13 protein-coding genes are annotated in these 16,049 nt (G+C 32.7%); 7 read left to right on the plus strand and 6 right to left on the minus strand.

From position 1 onward, the window contains the following. The first annotated feature begins 106 nt into the window (after window positions 1-106). Both cstA and cstB read left to right on the plus strand, forming a co-directional pair. On the plus strand, window positions 107-1,174 hold the full coding sequence (cstA, locus tag MHB47_RS13400; RefSeq protein WP_012816716.1) for a persulfide response sulfurtransferase CstA: 1,068 nt from the start codon (window positions 107-109) through the stop codon (window positions 1,172-1,174). 30 nt (window positions 1,175-1,204) lie between these two features. Further along, window positions 1,205-2,539, plus strand: coding sequence for a persulfide dioxygenase-sulfurtransferase CstB (cstB, locus tag MHB47_RS13405; RefSeq protein ID WP_031863947.1), 1,335 nt, complete (start codon window positions 1,205-1,207; stop codon window positions 2,537-2,539). 168 nt (window positions 2,540-2,707) lie between these two features. On the opposite strand, the gene MHB47_RS13410 is transcribed toward cstB, so the two are convergent. The 4 genes from MHB47_RS13410 to cadC form a co-directional block, all read right to left on the minus strand. Beyond that, window positions 2,708-3,256 carry a recombinase family protein gene (locus MHB47_RS13410; protein ID WP_046466193.1) on the minus strand — a complete coding sequence of 183 codons (549 nt, stop codon included), beginning with the start codon at window positions 3,254-3,256 and terminating at the stop codon, window positions 2,708-2,710. Between the two features lie 512 nt (window positions 3,257-3,768). Further along, window positions 3,769-4,383, minus strand: a complete 615-nt coding sequence (locus MHB47_RS13415; protein WP_135024700.1) for a CadD family cadmium resistance transporter — start codon at window positions 4,381-4,383, stop codon at window positions 3,769-3,771. A 104-nt stretch (window positions 4,384-4,487) separates the two neighbouring features. Then, entirely contained in the window at window positions 4,488-6,905 is a 2,418-nt protein-coding gene (locus tag MHB47_RS13420) for a cadmium-translocating P-type ATPase CadA (protein ID WP_019467776.1), read from the minus strand. Further along, window positions 6,898-7,266: a Cd(II)/Pb(II)/Zn(II)-sensing metalloregulatory transcriptional repressor CadC gene (cadC, locus tag MHB47_RS13425; protein ID WP_002510811.1), complete on the minus strand. Its 369-nt coding sequence runs from the start codon at window positions 7,264-7,266 to the stop codon at window positions 6,898-6,900. The genes MHB47_RS13420 and cadC overlap by 8 nt, the downstream gene beginning before the upstream one ends. A gap of 147 nt (window positions 7,267-7,413) precedes the next feature. Between cadC and MHB47_RS13430 the strand changes: the two genes are divergently transcribed. From MHB47_RS13430 to MHB47_RS13450, 5 genes are all read left to right on the plus strand, one after another. Continuing rightward, window positions 7,414-8,592, plus strand: coding sequence for a YhgE/Pip domain-containing protein (locus MHB47_RS13430; protein ID WP_107510472.1), 1,179 nt, complete (start codon window positions 7,414-7,416; stop codon window positions 8,590-8,592). Window positions 8,593-8,646: 54 nt separating this feature from the next. Next, window positions 8,647-9,186: a PadR family transcriptional regulator gene (locus MHB47_RS13435; protein WP_011304081.1), complete on the plus strand. Its 540-nt coding sequence runs from the start codon at window positions 8,647-8,649 to the stop codon at window positions 9,184-9,186. Window positions 9,187-9,685: 499 nt separating this feature from the next. After that, window positions 9,686-12,274, plus strand: coding sequence for an MMPL family transporter (locus MHB47_RS13440; RefSeq protein WP_107510471.1), 2,589 nt, complete (start codon window positions 9,686-9,688; stop codon window positions 12,272-12,274). 15 nt (window positions 12,275-12,289) lie between these two features. After that, window positions 12,290-13,216 (plus strand): glycine betaine ABC transporter substrate-binding protein, encoded by a 927-nt coding sequence (locus MHB47_RS13445; protein ID WP_011304083.1) that lies wholly within the window; start codon window positions 12,290-12,292, stop codon window positions 13,214-13,216. A 256-nt stretch (window positions 13,217-13,472) separates the two neighbouring features. Further along, window positions 13,473-14,021 carry a TetR/AcrR family transcriptional regulator gene (locus MHB47_RS13450; RefSeq protein ID WP_011304066.1) on the plus strand — a complete coding sequence of 183 codons (549 nt, stop codon included), beginning with the start codon at window positions 13,473-13,475 and terminating at the stop codon, window positions 14,019-14,021. Window positions 14,022-14,199: 178 nt separating this feature from the next. Here the strand turns inward: MHB47_RS13450 and MHB47_RS13495 are convergent, their stop codons facing one another. Continuing rightward, window positions 14,200-14,517 (minus strand): LysE family translocator, encoded by a 318-nt coding sequence (locus MHB47_RS13495; protein ID WP_077460968.1) that lies wholly within the window; start codon window positions 14,515-14,517, stop codon window positions 14,200-14,202. A gap of 315 nt (window positions 14,518-14,832) precedes the next feature. Beyond that, on the minus strand, window positions 14,833-15,603 hold the full coding sequence (locus MHB47_RS13455; RefSeq protein WP_002512583.1) for a DUF536 domain-containing protein: 771 nt from the start codon (window positions 15,601-15,603) through the stop codon (window positions 14,833-14,835). Between the last annotated feature and the right edge of the window lie 446 nt (window positions 15,604-16,049).

Consider the following 16,049-nt stretch of genomic DNA (forward strand, 5'->3'; position numbering starts at 1 on the left):
TCATAATAATAAATTAAAACAAGCTTGTCAAATACGTGCGGGGGTATTTGACAAAAAGAGTTATATCTTTTAACATACCCTTATAGGTATTTAACAGGAGGTTATTATGAAACAATATAATGAAAAACATATTAATGATTTAAGTAAATCAGAATTAGAAAAATTAACTTCTCAAGGTCAATTGATTGATGTAAGAACACAAGAAGAATATGAATTGGGGCACATCAATGGTTCCACACTGCATCCTGTAGATGAGATTGAGTCGTTCAATAAAGACAAAAATAAAACCTATTATGTACACTGTAAAAGTGGTAACAGAAGTGCTAAAGCTAGTAAATATTTAGCTGAACAAGGTTATGACGTTGTAAATTTAGACGGCGGCTATAAAGCTTATGAAGAAAAAAACGTCAGCGATGATACAAAAGAAGAAAACACAAATGTAGAAATTAAAGCAGAGCGTAAACAATTAAACTATAGTGGTCTTCAATGTCCAGGCCCTATTGTAAATATCAGTAAAGAAGTAAAAAATATTCAAGAAGGTGACCAAATTGAGGTTACAGTCACAGATCCAGGATTCGCAAGTGATATTAAAAGCTGGGCGAAACAAACGGGACACACATTAGTAAAACTTGATGGGGGTGACAATGAAATTAAAGCGATTATTCAAAAAGAACAACCCAAAGATTTAGAAGTGAGTCATACGTCTAAAGGCACTACAATTGTACTATTTAGTGGAGAATTAGATAAAGCAGTGGCAGCAATGATTATTGCGAATGGTGCTAAAGCTGCAGGAAGAGATGTAACCATCTTTTTCACTTTCTGGGGACTTAACGCGTTGAAAAAAGCGCAAACAGCTAACGTTAAAAAGAAAGGTATCGCAAAAATGTTTGATTTTATGTTGCCAAAAACACCCTTGAAAATGCCACTCTCTAAAATGAATATGTTCGGTTTAGGTAATATCATGATGCGCTACGTAATGAAAAAGAAAAATGTTGATTCATTACCATCACTTATCGACCAAGCAATCGACCAAGATATCAAATTAATCGCATGTACGATGAGCATGGATGTCATGGGCATTAAGAAAGAAGAATTAAGAGACGAAGTTGAGTACGGCGGTGTAGGCACTTATATAGGTGATACTGAAAACGCGAGTCATAATTTATTTATTTAATTAAATCTATTAAAATAAGGAGTTCTTTATATGTTTTTTAAACAATTTTACGATAACAATTTATCTCAAGCATCTTATTTAGTTGGCTGTCAACGCACAGGAGAGGCAATAATAATTGACCCTGTACGTGACTTAACAAAATATATGGAAGTTGCAGATAGCGAAGGTTTTACAATTACACAAGCTGCAGAAACCCATATCCACGCTGATTTTGCTTCAGGCATTAGAGATGTGGCAGAACAATTAAATGCAAACGTATATGTATCTGGCGAAGGTGACGATGAATTAAGTTATCGTAATATGCCAGAACAAACACATTTTGTTAAACATCAAGATATTATTCATGTAGGTAACATTAAATTAGAAGTATTGCATACACCTGGTCATACCCCAGAGAGTATTAGTTTCTTACTCACGGATGAAGGTGGCGGCTCAAGTGTTCCAATGGGTTTATTTAGTGGTGACTTTATTTTTGTTGGTGATATCGGTAGACCCGATTTACTAGAAAAATCAGTTCAAGTCGAAGGTTCTACAGAAGTTAGTGCGAAACAAATGTATCAATCTATAGAAAGTGTTAAAGATTTACCAGATTATATTCAAATTTGGCCAGGCCACGGTGCTGGAAGTCCTTGTGGTAAAGCATTAGGCGCCGTACCAATGTCTACGCTAGGTTATGAAAAAATAAATAACTGGGCATTTAGTGAAACTGATGAAATTAAATTCATTGAAACATTAACATCAAATCAACCAGCGCCACCACATCATTTTACACAAATGAAAAAAATTAACCAATTTGGTATGGAATTATATCAACCATACAATGTTTATCCTAGTTTAAGCAATGAAAGAATAGCATTTGATCTTCGTAGCAAAGAAGCCTTTCATGGTGGTCATACTAAAGGGACAATCAATATTCCTTACAACAAAAACTTTATTAACCAAATCGGTTGGTATTTAGACTATGAAAATAGTATAGATTTAATTGGTGATAAATCTACCGTTGAACAAGCAGCGCATACTTTACAATTAATTGGATTTGATAATGTAGCAGGTTATCGTTTACCAAAATCAGAAATTTTAACCCAATCCATCCATAGCGTTGATATGACTGGTAAAGAAGAATATATACTTGACGTACGTAATGAAGAAGAGTGGAATAATGGGCACTTAGATCAAGCAGTCAATATTCCGCATGGTAAATTATTAAATGAAAATATTCCATTTAATAAAGAGGATAAAATATACGTACATTGTCAGTCAGGTGTTAGAAGTTCAATCGCCGTGGGTATCTTAGAAAACAAAGGATTTGAAAATGTCGTAAATATTAGAGAAGGCTATCAAGATTTTCCAGAATCATTAAAATAACTTAAGAGTGTACAGAAAATAACTGTTTTCTGTACACTCTTTCTTCATAATCCAAAATCTATGAATATCAGTATATAATATGTTCAAAAACTCAACATAAAATCAATGTTCATAAAATGATTTAGATACACCTATAAGAGCCTTAAGTAATATATTTTTTCATAGAGTTTAATCTTTAAGCATCCTATATACTGTAGAACGACTTACACCTGTTTGTTTAGCAATATCTTCGCCAGTAAGTTTTTGCTCATCATATAAGAATTTAATCTCTCTTTTTTTATGATCTGGTAATGATGGTCTTCCACCTTTTCTCCCTCTAGCTCTTGCTGCTTCTAATCCTTTTTTCGTACGTTCGCTTAATAAGTTAGCTTCAAGTTCAGCAAATGCACTCATCATAGTAAAGAACATCTTGCCCATCGCATCTTTGGTTGATACGTTCATATCTATAATATGTAAATCAATACTATTATCATCTAACCATTGAGATAACTCAATTAATTGCTTGGTTGTTCGGCCAAGACGATCTAGTTTATAGATAACTAAAATATCGCCTTCACGTAAATAATCTAAGCATTTATCAAGTTCCGTTCGTTTCGTTTTGCGACCACTCGCTTTCTCGCTAAAGATACGTTCACAACCATATTCCTCAAGTGTATCAATCTGTCCATCAAGACTTTGATCTTGTGTTGATACACGTGCATAACCAATTTTAGCCATTTGAATACCACCTCTTTTAATCGTTTTATGAGTACTTACTAATGAAATCTAGTTCTCGATGCAAATAAACGCGGCTCTCATCGTCTGAAAACTCATATTTTTTGGTATTTATGATACATTGATTATAACACAAGTTTTTAGACTTCGATATCCAAGAAAAACCTCTTAATATTAAGTTAAGAGGTTTTGTATCAAAAACGATCATTTTTAGTACTCTAATCATACATACAGAAATACTGTTTTGCTAGCATCGATAATGGTTCGATTAGGGTAGACCCTAAATAGACATTATATATGTATTGATATGCTTAGCTTGTCACTTCAGGAGTTATTTTGCACCTATTTTAATCGTTATTTTGCATTACAAGTTAATAAGGTTAGAGTCAGGAGGTATATAGAAGTCCAATTTCTCAGTTCTAAAATTAAGAAATTGGACTTCTATCGTGACTCCCAAAAGGCGGTCTTATATGTCAAACGAGCGCTGATTCTTATTAGAGAAAGCGTTCCGATTGTTAAAGAAATGAGAATAAAGCGTTAAATGTACCATTTTCAAACAATATATAAATCCCTAACCCAATGAATACAATAGGTACAATCCAACGTTCATATTTCTCAATTTTTTCTGATACAAAATCTAAGGAAGCTAAGCGATAGCTGACATAACATAAAACAGCAACCATAATCAAAAAGACAATAACAGCAATAAAGATTTCAGACATATTTAAGGTCGTGAAGTACGGTATATAAATCGAAAAGTCATCCGCACTGGAAGCTAATACGATGAAAGTCATCGTCAAAAATAACTGATTAAATTTTCCAGAGGAGAATAAAGATAAAATACTACTTTCATCTTCATCCTCTTCTCCTTTAATCCACATTTTCACACCTAAGTAAAGTGGTAAAAGTCCAAGTAGTCCGATAACCCATTGCTGAGGAATTAAATTTACAACCCCCTGTGCAACTAAAAGACTTGCTCCTATAACAATTGCAGTCCCTATATATTGTCCTATCCAAATATGTTTCACCTGACCTTTTTTTACTTGCGAAAACAAAAGAATTAATATAACGAGATAATCAATTCCTGTTGCTACATATACCGCAGCTGCTGTAAGTATCGTTGCGGTCATTTTTCCATCTCCAATATTTTATATTTTAGGGGTAGGACTTTTCTTCAAATTGAAAAGCCCCCCTTGAATTGCGCACAGCGTGACCTTACTATTCTGTTTTCTACCTATTTATCCTTCACTCTCATCAGTCGTAAACTATTTAATGCTACCAAAATAGTAGCTCCCATATCGGAAAGAATCGCTATCCAAAGGGTTAACCATCCCGGGATAACTAATAGTAAGGCAATTATTTTAATTCCGATAGCAAAAGTGATGTTAGCTTTAATGATATTTAAAGTTTTTCGACTGAGTCTTACTGCAAATGGAAGCTTACTTAAATCATCTCCCATTAATGCAATATCAGCTGTTTCAATTGCAGTATCCGTTCCAGCACCGCCCATTGCAATTCCAACAGTAGATGCAGCAAGTGCTGGAGCATCATTAACGCCATCGCCAATCATAGCTACATTATCATACTCCGATTGCATTTTTTTAATATAATCTAATTTATCCTGTGGCATCAATTCAGACTGAATATCAGAAACGCCTACATGTGTACCGATTGCATTTGCAGTACCTTGATTATCACCTGTCAGCATAATTGTTTGCTTGATACCTAACTGATGAAGTTTTTGAATCACATTTTTACTTGTTTCACGAACCTCATCTGCAACGGCAATTACGCCGAGAATTGTTTTTTCCGTTCCAATAATCATGGCTGTTTTTCCTTGGTTTTGTAGGATTTTCACATTGTTTTCAAACCCAAGGCTAAAATCGGAAACATTTAATTCCTTGAAAAGTTTTGGGCTTCCAATATAGTAAGTAGTTCCGTTTACAATCCCTTTTATACCTCGCCCAGTAATCGAAGTGAATTCTTCCACTTGTACATTAGAATAAGGGATATTATCTTGCTCTGCCTTTTTCATTATTGCTGAAGCAAGTGGATGTTGTGAACGATATTCTAAAGCTGTAATGGTAGAGAATAGCTCTTTTTCTTCCACTTGGTCATTTAATACTTCAAAATCTGTTACCACTGGTACACCTTTTGTCAGTGTTCCTGTTTTATCAAATGCGACTGTCTTAATGGCTCCTAATTTCTCGAGATAGACACCACCTTTAACCAACACACCTTTTTTCGCTGCATTTCCAATTGCCGAGACAATCGAGATTGGAGTAGAAATAACTAATGCACAAGGACATCCAACTACAAGAACTGCTAATCCTTGATAAACCCATGTATCCCAACTGCCACCAAAGAATAGGGGTGGAACGACTGCAACCAAGGCTGCAATAACCATAATGATCGGAGTGTAGTATTTCGCAAATTTATCAACGAATGCTTGGGCTGGAGCACGCTCCCCTTGTGCTTCTTCAACAAGATGAATAATCTTGGCAATGGTTGTATCTTCTACGTATTTGGTGATTTTTACTTCAATTAGTCCCTCTTCGTTAAGCGTACCTGCAAATACTTCGTCATCTACCGCTTTGGAGACGGGAACAGATTCTCCTGTTATAGCTGCCTGATTGACAGCCGACAAGCCATTCACAATGATTCCATCCATGGCAATTTTCTCCCCTGGTTTGACAATCATGATATCACCCACAGCGATATCGTCCACATGGATTATTATTTCCTGACCATTTCGTCTAACTAGTGCTTCTTTTGGGGCGATATCCATCAATGAACGTATGGATTGTCTTGCTCTGTCCATAGAGAAGCGTTCAAGTGCTTCACTGATTGCAAAGAGAATAACAACAATAGATGCCTCTGCCCATTCACCAATAATGGCAGCTCCAATAACGGCAACGGTCATCAGGGTTTTCATGTCGAAATCAAAGCGTATCAAATTTTGAAAACCGACTTTAAATAATGAATATCCGCCAATTACAATAGAACCTACAAATAACATGGAAGTTACGAGGTTATCTTCTCCATTTACAAAGTGAGAAAGGTAACCAAAAGCAATTAGTAGTGTGGCAAACAGCAATGTACTATGTTTTTTATAAAATGGTGTTTTCTCTTCTTTATGAGCCTTAGTGTCATCTTTAACCCTTTGTATCGTTTGATTCGCTAGTTTTTCAGGAGATACTTTTAGATTCTCAAAAGCACCTGCTTTTTCAAGTTCTTCAACCGATGCATTTCCATATACATCAATTTTAGAAGCGCCAAAGTTTACTTTTGCATCCTCAACTCCAGCTATTTGTTTTACATTTTTTTCAAACTTCCCCGCACAATTTGCGCAGGAAAATCCTTCCACACGGTAAACGTTTTTATCTTTAATTACCACAGGTTCTACCCGTCTTTTAGGTTTCTCTGGTGCCACTTTAAGATTTTCAAAAGCACCAGCCTTTTCTAGTTCTTCAACAGTTGCACTGCCGAAGACATCAATTTTTGAAGCTCCAAAATTTACTTTTGCGTCCTGAACGCCTGGAATCTTTTTAACATTTTTCTCAAACTTTCCTGCACAATTTGCACATGAAAATCCTTGGACCCGATAGACGTTCATTTCTTCTTCCATTAGTTTAACCTTTTGTTCAGACATTGACCTTCACTTCTTTCTTATGTGCTAGGGCGATCATCATTATCTGCCTGATATGTTCATCATCTAAAGAATAGAAAGCTAGTTTTCCTTCTTTTCTAAAGTTGACCACCCCTTGCTTATAAAGCGTACGTAAATGATGAGATGCATTTGCTATCGTAATACCTAAGATATTTGCTATATCACAAACACACAACTCTTCATCCTGACACAGAGCGTAAGTAATTTTTGCTCTATTTTCATCGGCAATAGCCTTTAACATTTGGCTAACACCAGAAATATCAACTGTTTGTAAATCCCCTTGTATTCGATTAACCTTTTCTTCGTCATAACAAAAAATTTCACAAGTATCTTTCTTTTTCATATTATCATCCCATCTTCATTCAAATATTTATTTGAATATATTATAACCATTTTCGACTCATCATGCAAGCAAATATTTGAATGAAAATAAAAGAAGTAAGTAGGGCATAAAATTCTAGTCTCAAAAACGAAGGAAAGAAGAAGTGAAATGAAATATATAGAATTTTTGAAAACGCGAGGGGCCACAGGCGCAATATTTATGGGGATTTTCTACGCTTTAGTTATGCTAGCTATTTTTTTACCGGGTTATAAAGCAATGCCTGGCAATGTAGATAAACTTCCTATTGCTATTGTTAACGATGATACAGGAGACTATGGTAACCAAATATCAAAACAATTAAATAAAAGTTTACCGTTCGATAATATTAAGAAAGATATTTCTAACTCAAAGGCAAACAAGGACTTGGAGCATAATGAGTTGAACCTTGTAATTCACATTCCTAAAGATTTTTCTAGTAATTTAAAATCTGGAAAAGATACACCTGGTTTAGATTTTAAAATAAACGATGCGTCCCCAACCATGATTAGTCAGTCAATGGATTCAATTGCAACAAATATAAATAGTCAACTAAGTGAACAGTTTTCTAATCAAACTACTGGTACGGTGTTAAAACAAGTGAAAGTACCTGAAAAACAAGTAGACGGTTTAGTTAAACAAATTAATGCGTCATATTCTGGTGAAGTCTCTCATATTAATGAACTGCCCTCAAGTATGAATGTTAAAATGTTACCTATGTTCTTGACGCTAGCAGGTTATGTTGGTGCTATGATAGGATCTATGCAATTAGTTAGTTCATTTAATTTACTACGTTCAAAAGCGTCTAAAACCAGATTATTCATTTACGTCCAATTTACAGCACTATTAATTGCTATTTCATCTTCATTAGTAGCGCTAGGAGTGACTTATTTTATAAATGATTTAGATGGGAAATTATTCTTAAGCATGTTAGGTCAATTAACACTTAATTATATGGTCAGCTTCAATTTCACGGCAATTGTAGTATTTTTAATAGGAGAAGCTGGTATGATTTTAAATATTCCAATTTTATTAATACAAACAATTGCAAATGGAGCAACAATGAGTCGAGATATGATGCCTGGATTGTATAATTGGGTTAGTCATATTTCACCAATGTATTACTCTGTCCAAGCACACTTTGCTAATCTTTATGGTAGTATATCTCAAGGACCCTATATTTTATCTATGGGAGCAGTGGGTTTAGGTGCATTGCTAATAAACATACTCATAGTTACATTTATTCATAAGAAATCGCCAGTTTATATGAATAAAAATAAACTTAATTCCACAGAAACTGTTAATCAATAAACGTAATCCCGATTCTGATGAAATAAGTCCAATTTTTAAAGGGGCGTATTATTAATGTCTGTACAAATATTTATATTAAGTAAGTTAATGGAACAAAACACTTATCCTTATCAATTAAAAAGACAATTATCTGAACCTATTCCATTTGATAAAATGAGTGGCCTAACCGAAAGTAAGCTTTACTATCATTTTGATTCACTTAAGAAGAAAGGCTTAATTGAAGTCACACAAACTATTAGAGAAGAAAATAGACCTGACAAACAAATTTTCGCTATTACTGATCAAGGAAAAGATGCTTTACCTTCAATGATTTATAAACTCTTTAAAAACGCTAATCAAATCACTGAAATGTATATAGGTATCGCTAATCTTAAATATGTGGATAAGAAAAAAATAATTTATATTTTAGAAGATAAAGCAAAAGATATTCAAGATAAACTTCAGCAAACTTCTAAATATTATAATTATATTGAGGTTCCAAAAGAGAACCAAAAACTTCTAGATTTCATGTCGAATCACTTTAAAACAAAAGCAGAACATACTATACAATCTCTAGAAGAATTAATAAATTCTATTAAAGAATTTGACAATTAAATAAAAAAAGTGTTAAAAGCTGATAAATTATGTCCTGAAAAGGTAATAGTTTATCAGCTTTTTTGAGATGTATAAGGGTTCTTTTGCATAGATAATGGAGCTCAGTTAATCAATAGTTGGTTTCTTAGAATTTTTTCATCCATACTTAACATTATTTTTTATTAAACTATGTTATGCAAGCAACAGCTCGATGATAATATATTCTTACTTGTCGTTAAACATATTAGGATAAGATAAGTAACTACTTACGTCTGTAATATAATGGAATTCATTAAATTCAAACATTTTTTTAATATTGTTTCATTATGCAACATAACGATGGAAATATCGGTGTTTTTATATCATATACCTTGATATATTAGGGCCTGTCAATTCAAACACTGAATACGAGTTGATTAAAATTTTCGCAAATAGAGGGATTATTTGCGATTTTTCTGAGTTCGAAATTCAATTTGCACTTAGATTAAAGGGCAAAAAACATGTTTAGGAGGAAATGGTCTTGGCAAAACTTTTATATAAATTAGGTACCTTTATAGCTAAGAATAAGTGGTTGAGCGTAATCGCTTGGATTATATTACTATTAATGATCGTTGTACCATTGATGTTGAGTGCACCAAAATTTGATAGTGATATAAAAATGAATGGATTAAAGTCACTTGATACGAATGAGAAAATAAATAAGGAGTTTCACCAAGACAGTGAAAAGGCATCAATGCGTATGGTATTTCATTCGCAATCCGATGATGGAATAACTGACGATAATACTAAAAAAGATATAGAAAAAGCATTAGACAATATTAAACAAGATGATGATGACGTTTTAAACGTCACGAATCCTTATGAAAGCAAACAAATAAATGAAGATAAGGATACTGCAATTGCTGATATTAGTTATGTTGTATCACAAAATTCATTAAAAGATTCATCGAAAAAAAATGTTGATAATGAATTAAATGACTTAAAAGATAAACATAATTTACAAATTGAAACGACAAATCAAGCTCCTTTTGATGCAGAAATAGGAGCATCAGCTGAAGTTATCGGTATTATTGTAGCATTTGTTATTTTACTTATAACGTTTGGTTCATTAATAGCTGCAGGTATGCCGATTATCAGCGCCGTTATTGGACTAGGCTCTAGTGTAGGGGTTATTGGATTACTCACATACGTATTTGATATACCCAATTTTGCATTAATACTATCTGTGATGATTGGTCTTGCCGTAGGTATTGACTACTCACTGTTTATCTTATTTAGATATAAAGAAATAGCTAAAACGGAAAAAGATTATATTAAAGCAATCGGTATGGCTGTCGGAACTGCAGGCAGTGCCGTTATCTTTGCTGGTGTAACGGTAATTATGGCTGTTTGTGGCCTTTCTCTTGTAGGCATCGATTTCTTAACTGTTATGGGCTTTTCTGCAGCAATTAGTGTACTGTTTGCTGTTCTAGCATCATTAACATTATTACCAGCATTTATTAGTATTTTCCATAAGCGTATCAAAATAAAATCAAAGGAAACATCTAAGTATGGAAACGTTGATACACCATGGTCTAAATTTGTCGTTGGCAAACCTGTTCTAGCTATTATCGCAAGTTTAGTTATTTTAGGTTTAGCCATCATACCTATAAGCAACATGCGTCTAGGCATGCCTGGTGATAGTATGAAACCTACAGATTCAACGCAATATAAAGCAGATAAAATCATTTCTGATGAGTTTGGTGAGGGCTATAATGGGCAAATCGTCATGCTCGTTAATACAAAAGATAGCGGTAGTGAGAAGACAGTTGAACGTAATTTGGATAATACACGTAAAGATTTAGAAGATTACGATAATGTAGACACTGTATCTAGCCCGCAATTATCAAGTAATAAAAATTACGCGTTGTTATCTGTAATTCCTGAAGAAGGACCTAATGCAGTTTCAACAAACGACTTAGTTTATGATTTACGCGATTATAACAAACAAGCCCAAGATAATTATGACTTTAATACTGAAATTTCTGGACAAAGCGTTATCAACATAGACATGTCTAAGAAATTGAATGATGCGATTCCTGTATTTGCCGGAGTTATTGTAGCACTAGCATTTGTTTTATTAATGTTTGTGTTCCGTTCAATAATTATTCCATTAAAAGCAGTACTAGGTTTTGTCTTATCATTAGCTGCAACATTAGGATTTACAACTTTAGTTATGCAGGAAGGGTTTTTAAGTGGTTTGTTCGGTATTAGTGCCACAGGTCCAATACTTGCATTTTTACCTGTTATAACCATAGGTCTGCTTTTTGGTTTAGCCATCGACTATGAGCTGTTCTTAATGTCACGTATTCATGAAGAATACAGTAAGACAGGTGATAATGAGCATTCAATTAAAGTAGGTGTTAAAGAAAGTGGTCCTGTTATAGTAGCTGCAGCGTTAATTATGTTTAGTGTATTTATTGCTTTCGTATTTCAAGATGATATAACAGTTAAAGCAATGGGTATATCTTTAGGATTTGGCGTACTTTTTGACGCCTTTATTGTACGTATGACTCTAATTCCTGCGCTTACAAAATTATTTGGCCGAGCTTCATGGTATTTACCAAAATGGTTAGACCGCATTTTACCTAAAATTGATGTTGAAGGCCACGGTTTACAAGAAGATACAGAAAATGAAAGTGGGCAACCAGCATCAAATTCTAATGAAAAAGCTAGAGGAAGAACAATGACTAATGATGAGGTCAACAACGAATCACATCTAACACGAAGTGAAAATAATGCATCATTTGACAAGCATTCTAACAATCAAAGTTATGATCAAAATGAAGAAGATACAGATGAATCATATATTTCGGAATATTCGTCTCCTAACTCCACTTATTCATACATTGATAATAGAAATCATGATGGTCAAAACAACAAAGAAGTAAATAAACATCCTCAAAACATAGAGGAAAAAACTGAAAATCTATATAAAGATTTATCATATAATTCAACAGATCAAACATTACTATTTAATGCTCTTATGCTTTACGCAAAAGAAAATAATCATTCTATTTACGACAAAAACAATAATCAAGGTGACCAAAGCGACGGTAATGATAAGTAAAGGAGGTTATTAAGAATGTTTAAAAAGAAAATTATGAAATCCCTAGGACTAGTTGTAACTTTACTGCTTGCGGTATTATTAAGTGCTTGTGGTAACGGGGGTTCAAAGAGCGATAGTTCTACTGAATTAGGAGGTAAAGAGATTGAAATCCCTTATAAAGGTGATAATTCAGCAGCGCGTTCATTAGTTATAGCTGAAGTTTTAAAAGATGCAGGATATGAAGTGATAACAACACCAATGCCTGCTAGTGGTCCTATGTATGCTACAACTTCTGAAAATGCTAATACTTTTAATGCTTCAGGCATTTTCCCTTCAACGGATAAAAGTTATTTAAATCAATATAGCAATTTAGAAGTATACGATAAGAAAAACTTAATCGACAAAGCTAAAGTATCATTAGCTGTTCCCAAGTATATGGACGATGTAGATTCAATTGACGATTTAAAAGATAATAAAGATTTAGGTAAATCCGTTGATTGGAACATTACAGGAACAGACGACCGAAACGGTGTAATGAAAGAGACTAACGAAGCTCTACAAGATGACGATTTTAATGATTGGAATCTTAATAAATCTTCTGATGAAGAAATGTTGTCAGAATTACAGAAAAAATATAAAAAACAAGAACCGATTATTTTCACTGGAGCAAAACCACATTGGATATTTGAAGAAATGGACTTAAAAATGCTAAAAGATCCAGATAAAGTTTATGGTAGTGGTGATGAACATATCAATTTAGTTTTTAATAAAAACTTTAAGGATGAACATCCTGCTGCTTATAAAATAGCTACGCGTATTGCTGATGACTGGAATGAAGAAGATGAAAATAAGTTGTCTAAACGCATATACGTAGATAAAGAAGACCCACAAAAAGTAGCTGAAGAATATGTTGATGGTCATGAAAGCAAGAAAGATAAATGGCTTGAAGGTATTCAGCAGTAAATATGATTTAAAACTTGTTATCCATAATGAGCGTTAAGAAATTGATAAGGTAACTATACTGATTAATCAGTATAGTTACCTTTTTAGTTGGATTTATATCTCTCTTTTAAAATGTATTTAAAAAAGTTGATTAACAGGCTGTTTGGTATTTAATAAATGAAGTAACAAAGACGAAAAGTGCAATATATTTGTGATAAGTTACTCTGTAAATTAATATAACTATATGAAATTAGGTAATCGTAAAGGAGGTTTTACAGTGTATACTTCTGCACAAAAAAGAACAGTTCAACATATCATTCAAACTTGCTTTGATTTATTGCATGAAATTGACTTTGACCAATTAACAGTTCAGAAAATCTGCGAAGAATCTGATATTAATCGTAGTACATTTTATCGCTATTTTGAGGATAAGTATAATTTACTATATCACGTAACTCAGCATATAACAGAACTGTTATATAAGGAAGTACAAGCTACACGTTGCGATTCTATTTTTGAGGCGTTAATATATTATGTTGATGCTAATAAAAAATTATTCAAGCATTTAGCTATATCATCACGCCAAGTGGATATTTTTAACGCTTTGAACCAAATAGGCAGCAAGCTTCTGAAAGAACAATCTTCGACAAATAATGATGTGCTGTCTATCAAAATACGTCATTCAAAACATCCGCAATTGTTATGCGATTTTTACAGTAGTGGAATTATTGAAGTATTAAAGCAATGGCAAAAAAATAATTATACGTATACTGTAGATGAATTAGTAGAAATGACAAAAGAAGGGCCAGATAATATATTTCTATAAACCCGTGGTCATCAGCCATTACTAAAATTGTATAGGTTTTCTGCTCATAAAAATGCTCCCTCCAAAATTCCACTTTTTAGGTGTCTACTTTGAAAGGAGCATATCATTTTGAAACGATTAAGAGACTCTTTTTTCAATAAAGTAGTCTCGTTTAATATCTCTTTTGGATAATCACCAATTATATAAATGTCTCCCTTGTGTGTAGAAGAAAAAGTATTGCTTTTGGATTTAATAAAGTACTTAGAAAACCTTGTCTATAAGAAATTAATTTATGGTTTTTGTTATTACCGTCAAAATCTACCGTATATAACTGGTTAATATCATCTTTTTTGAAACCAGAAATAATACTAGAAATACCCAAGTAAATTAAATAAATAATACCTAAAATTTTAATTGTTTGGAAAATAAAGTAAAAATTAGTGAGTAAAATAATAAGGCCAGCAACTGATAAAGATATGTAAATGATATGCGCAGTGGCACTACCTAATACAGCAATACCGCCGCCCTTTTCCCATAAGCAATGGTATTTTTCATAACAACAAAAAAATCAGGGCCAGGGACAATCGTTATAACAATTACTATTGCTAAAAATGATAGAAGGTTACTCATGGTTGTCGCTCCTTTTTATAGATAATATAATCTATTATAATATAAACAAAGAAGCAAAGAAATTAATTTTCAGAAATTTTCATTAACGCTTAAAATACAAAGGACCCTATATAGAATTAACATAACAGATGATTATCAGAAGTTATCACTATATAAAAAAGGCACTAAAAGGTTATAACCTTTTAGTGCCTAATTAATTATATTAGCTACCAAAAAACCGGCTCCAAAACCCCTTTTTAGGTGCTTCCTCTTCCCTATTACCAGGATCACTCTTGATTTCTTCAGATGGTTTATCATTCTTTTGGAATTCATCTTCTTTTATACTTTCAATCTTTTTCTCTTCAGATATATCTGTATGTTCCACTTCTGTTTCTGATGGCTCATTTTCTTCTTGTTGTTGGTTGATATTTGGAGATTCTTTAGTAAAAGTTGCTTCTTGCGCATTGACGTTTTGTCTATCATTAGTCGTTGTATCAAAAGAATAATTAAGCTGTCGTTCTTCTTCTAATTGATGTTCTAGCTTTTGAATTTTTTTATTACTTTCCAAAGCTAAAATTTGTTGATTCTCCAATAGTTTATTCAATGTATTAACATTGCTATTCTGTTGGTCTAATTGTTTAGTCAGACTTCCAATATATTTTTCATCATTTTTAGCTCTAGTTTCGAATATTTCTATTTGTTTTTCTAATTCATTCACTTTTGTTTTTAGTGTATCAGAACTATCAATATTGCTATATACTGTATTTTCAACTTCTGGATATTTTTTATTAAAGTCTTCTTTTTTAACAGTTTCCCTATTTTCTATCGTATTTTCTTTTTTAGTTATTTTTTCTATAATTCTCAAGTAATCATCATTATTAATATAATTAACACCGTTTTCTTTTTTAAAAGAAACATTTAAGTTTTTAGCATTATTAACAATAGTTTGTTTGGTTACATTCAGTTCATCAGCAACCATTTTAATAGTTTTCATAACATCCATCCTTAGGTACTAAATTAGGTACCTAAATTTTACCACCTAACGAAGTTTTTTTCATCTTTTACCACCTAGGTTTAGTGGCTAATTTAGCACCTAAATGCCTAATTAGATACCTATACAGTATTATAACTACCTAATTAGGCACTAAAAATATTATAGGTAGTATTTTGAGGTTATAGAATAATTCTAACTATTCTTAAAACGCTTTATATACAGGTTTAAAAGTGTTAATATTATTTTATGAATATTAAAAGAGCCAATGCTATTGGCGTAGCATCGGCTCTCGGTAATAAAACGATTTGCATTCGTTTGTTTATATATTTTTTTGATACTTGTATTATATATATCTAGTCATCTAAGTGCAAGCACAAAACATGTAACTTTCGTAAAAATTGTTTTATTACCTCAATCCCAAAATAAATGGAAATGAGGTTTTTATT

It is taken from the genome of Staphylococcus sp. FSL K6-3157, from assembly GCF_038005145.1.
In the GTDB taxonomy this organism is placed as follows: Bacteria; Bacillota; Bacilli; order Staphylococcales; family Staphylococcaceae; genus Staphylococcus; species Staphylococcus equorum.

Excerpts from the sequence above, each read along its gene's own strand:
- MHB47_RS13430 (WP_107510472.1), top strand. The coding sequence starts at position 7,414 with ATGAAATATATAGAATTTTTGAAAACGCGAGGGGCCACAGGCGCAATA.
- MHB47_RS13435 (WP_011304081.1), top strand. The coding sequence starts at position 8,647 with ATGTCTGTACAAATATTTATATTAAGTAAGTTAATGGAACAAAACACT.
- MHB47_RS13415 (WP_135024700.1), bottom strand. The coding sequence starts at position 4,383 with ATGACCGCAACGATACTTACAGCAGCTGCGGTATATGTAGCAACAGGA.
- cstA (WP_012816716.1), top strand. The coding sequence starts at position 107 with ATGAAACAATATAATGAAAAACATATTAATGATTTAAGTAAATCAGAA.
- MHB47_RS13455 (WP_002512583.1), bottom strand. The coding sequence starts at position 15,603 with ATGAAAACTATTAAAATGGTTGCTGATGAACTGAATGTAACCAAACAA.
- cadC (WP_002510811.1), bottom strand. The coding sequence starts at position 7,266 with ATGAAAAAGAAAGATACTTGTGAAATTTTTTGTTATGACGAAGAAAAG.
- MHB47_RS13410 (WP_046466193.1), bottom strand. The coding sequence starts at position 3,256 with ATGGCTAAAATTGGTTATGCACGTGTATCAACACAAGATCAAAGTCTT.
- MHB47_RS13445 (WP_011304083.1), top strand. The coding sequence starts at position 12,290 with ATGTTTAAAAAGAAAATTATGAAATCCCTAGGACTAGTTGTAACTTTA.
- MHB47_RS13420 (WP_019467776.1), bottom strand. The coding sequence starts at position 6,905 with ATGTCTGAACAAAAGGTTAAACTAATGGAAGAAGAAATGAACGTCTAT.
- cstB (WP_031863947.1), top strand. The coding sequence starts at position 1,205 with ATGTTTTTTAAACAATTTTACGATAACAATTTATCTCAAGCATCTTAT.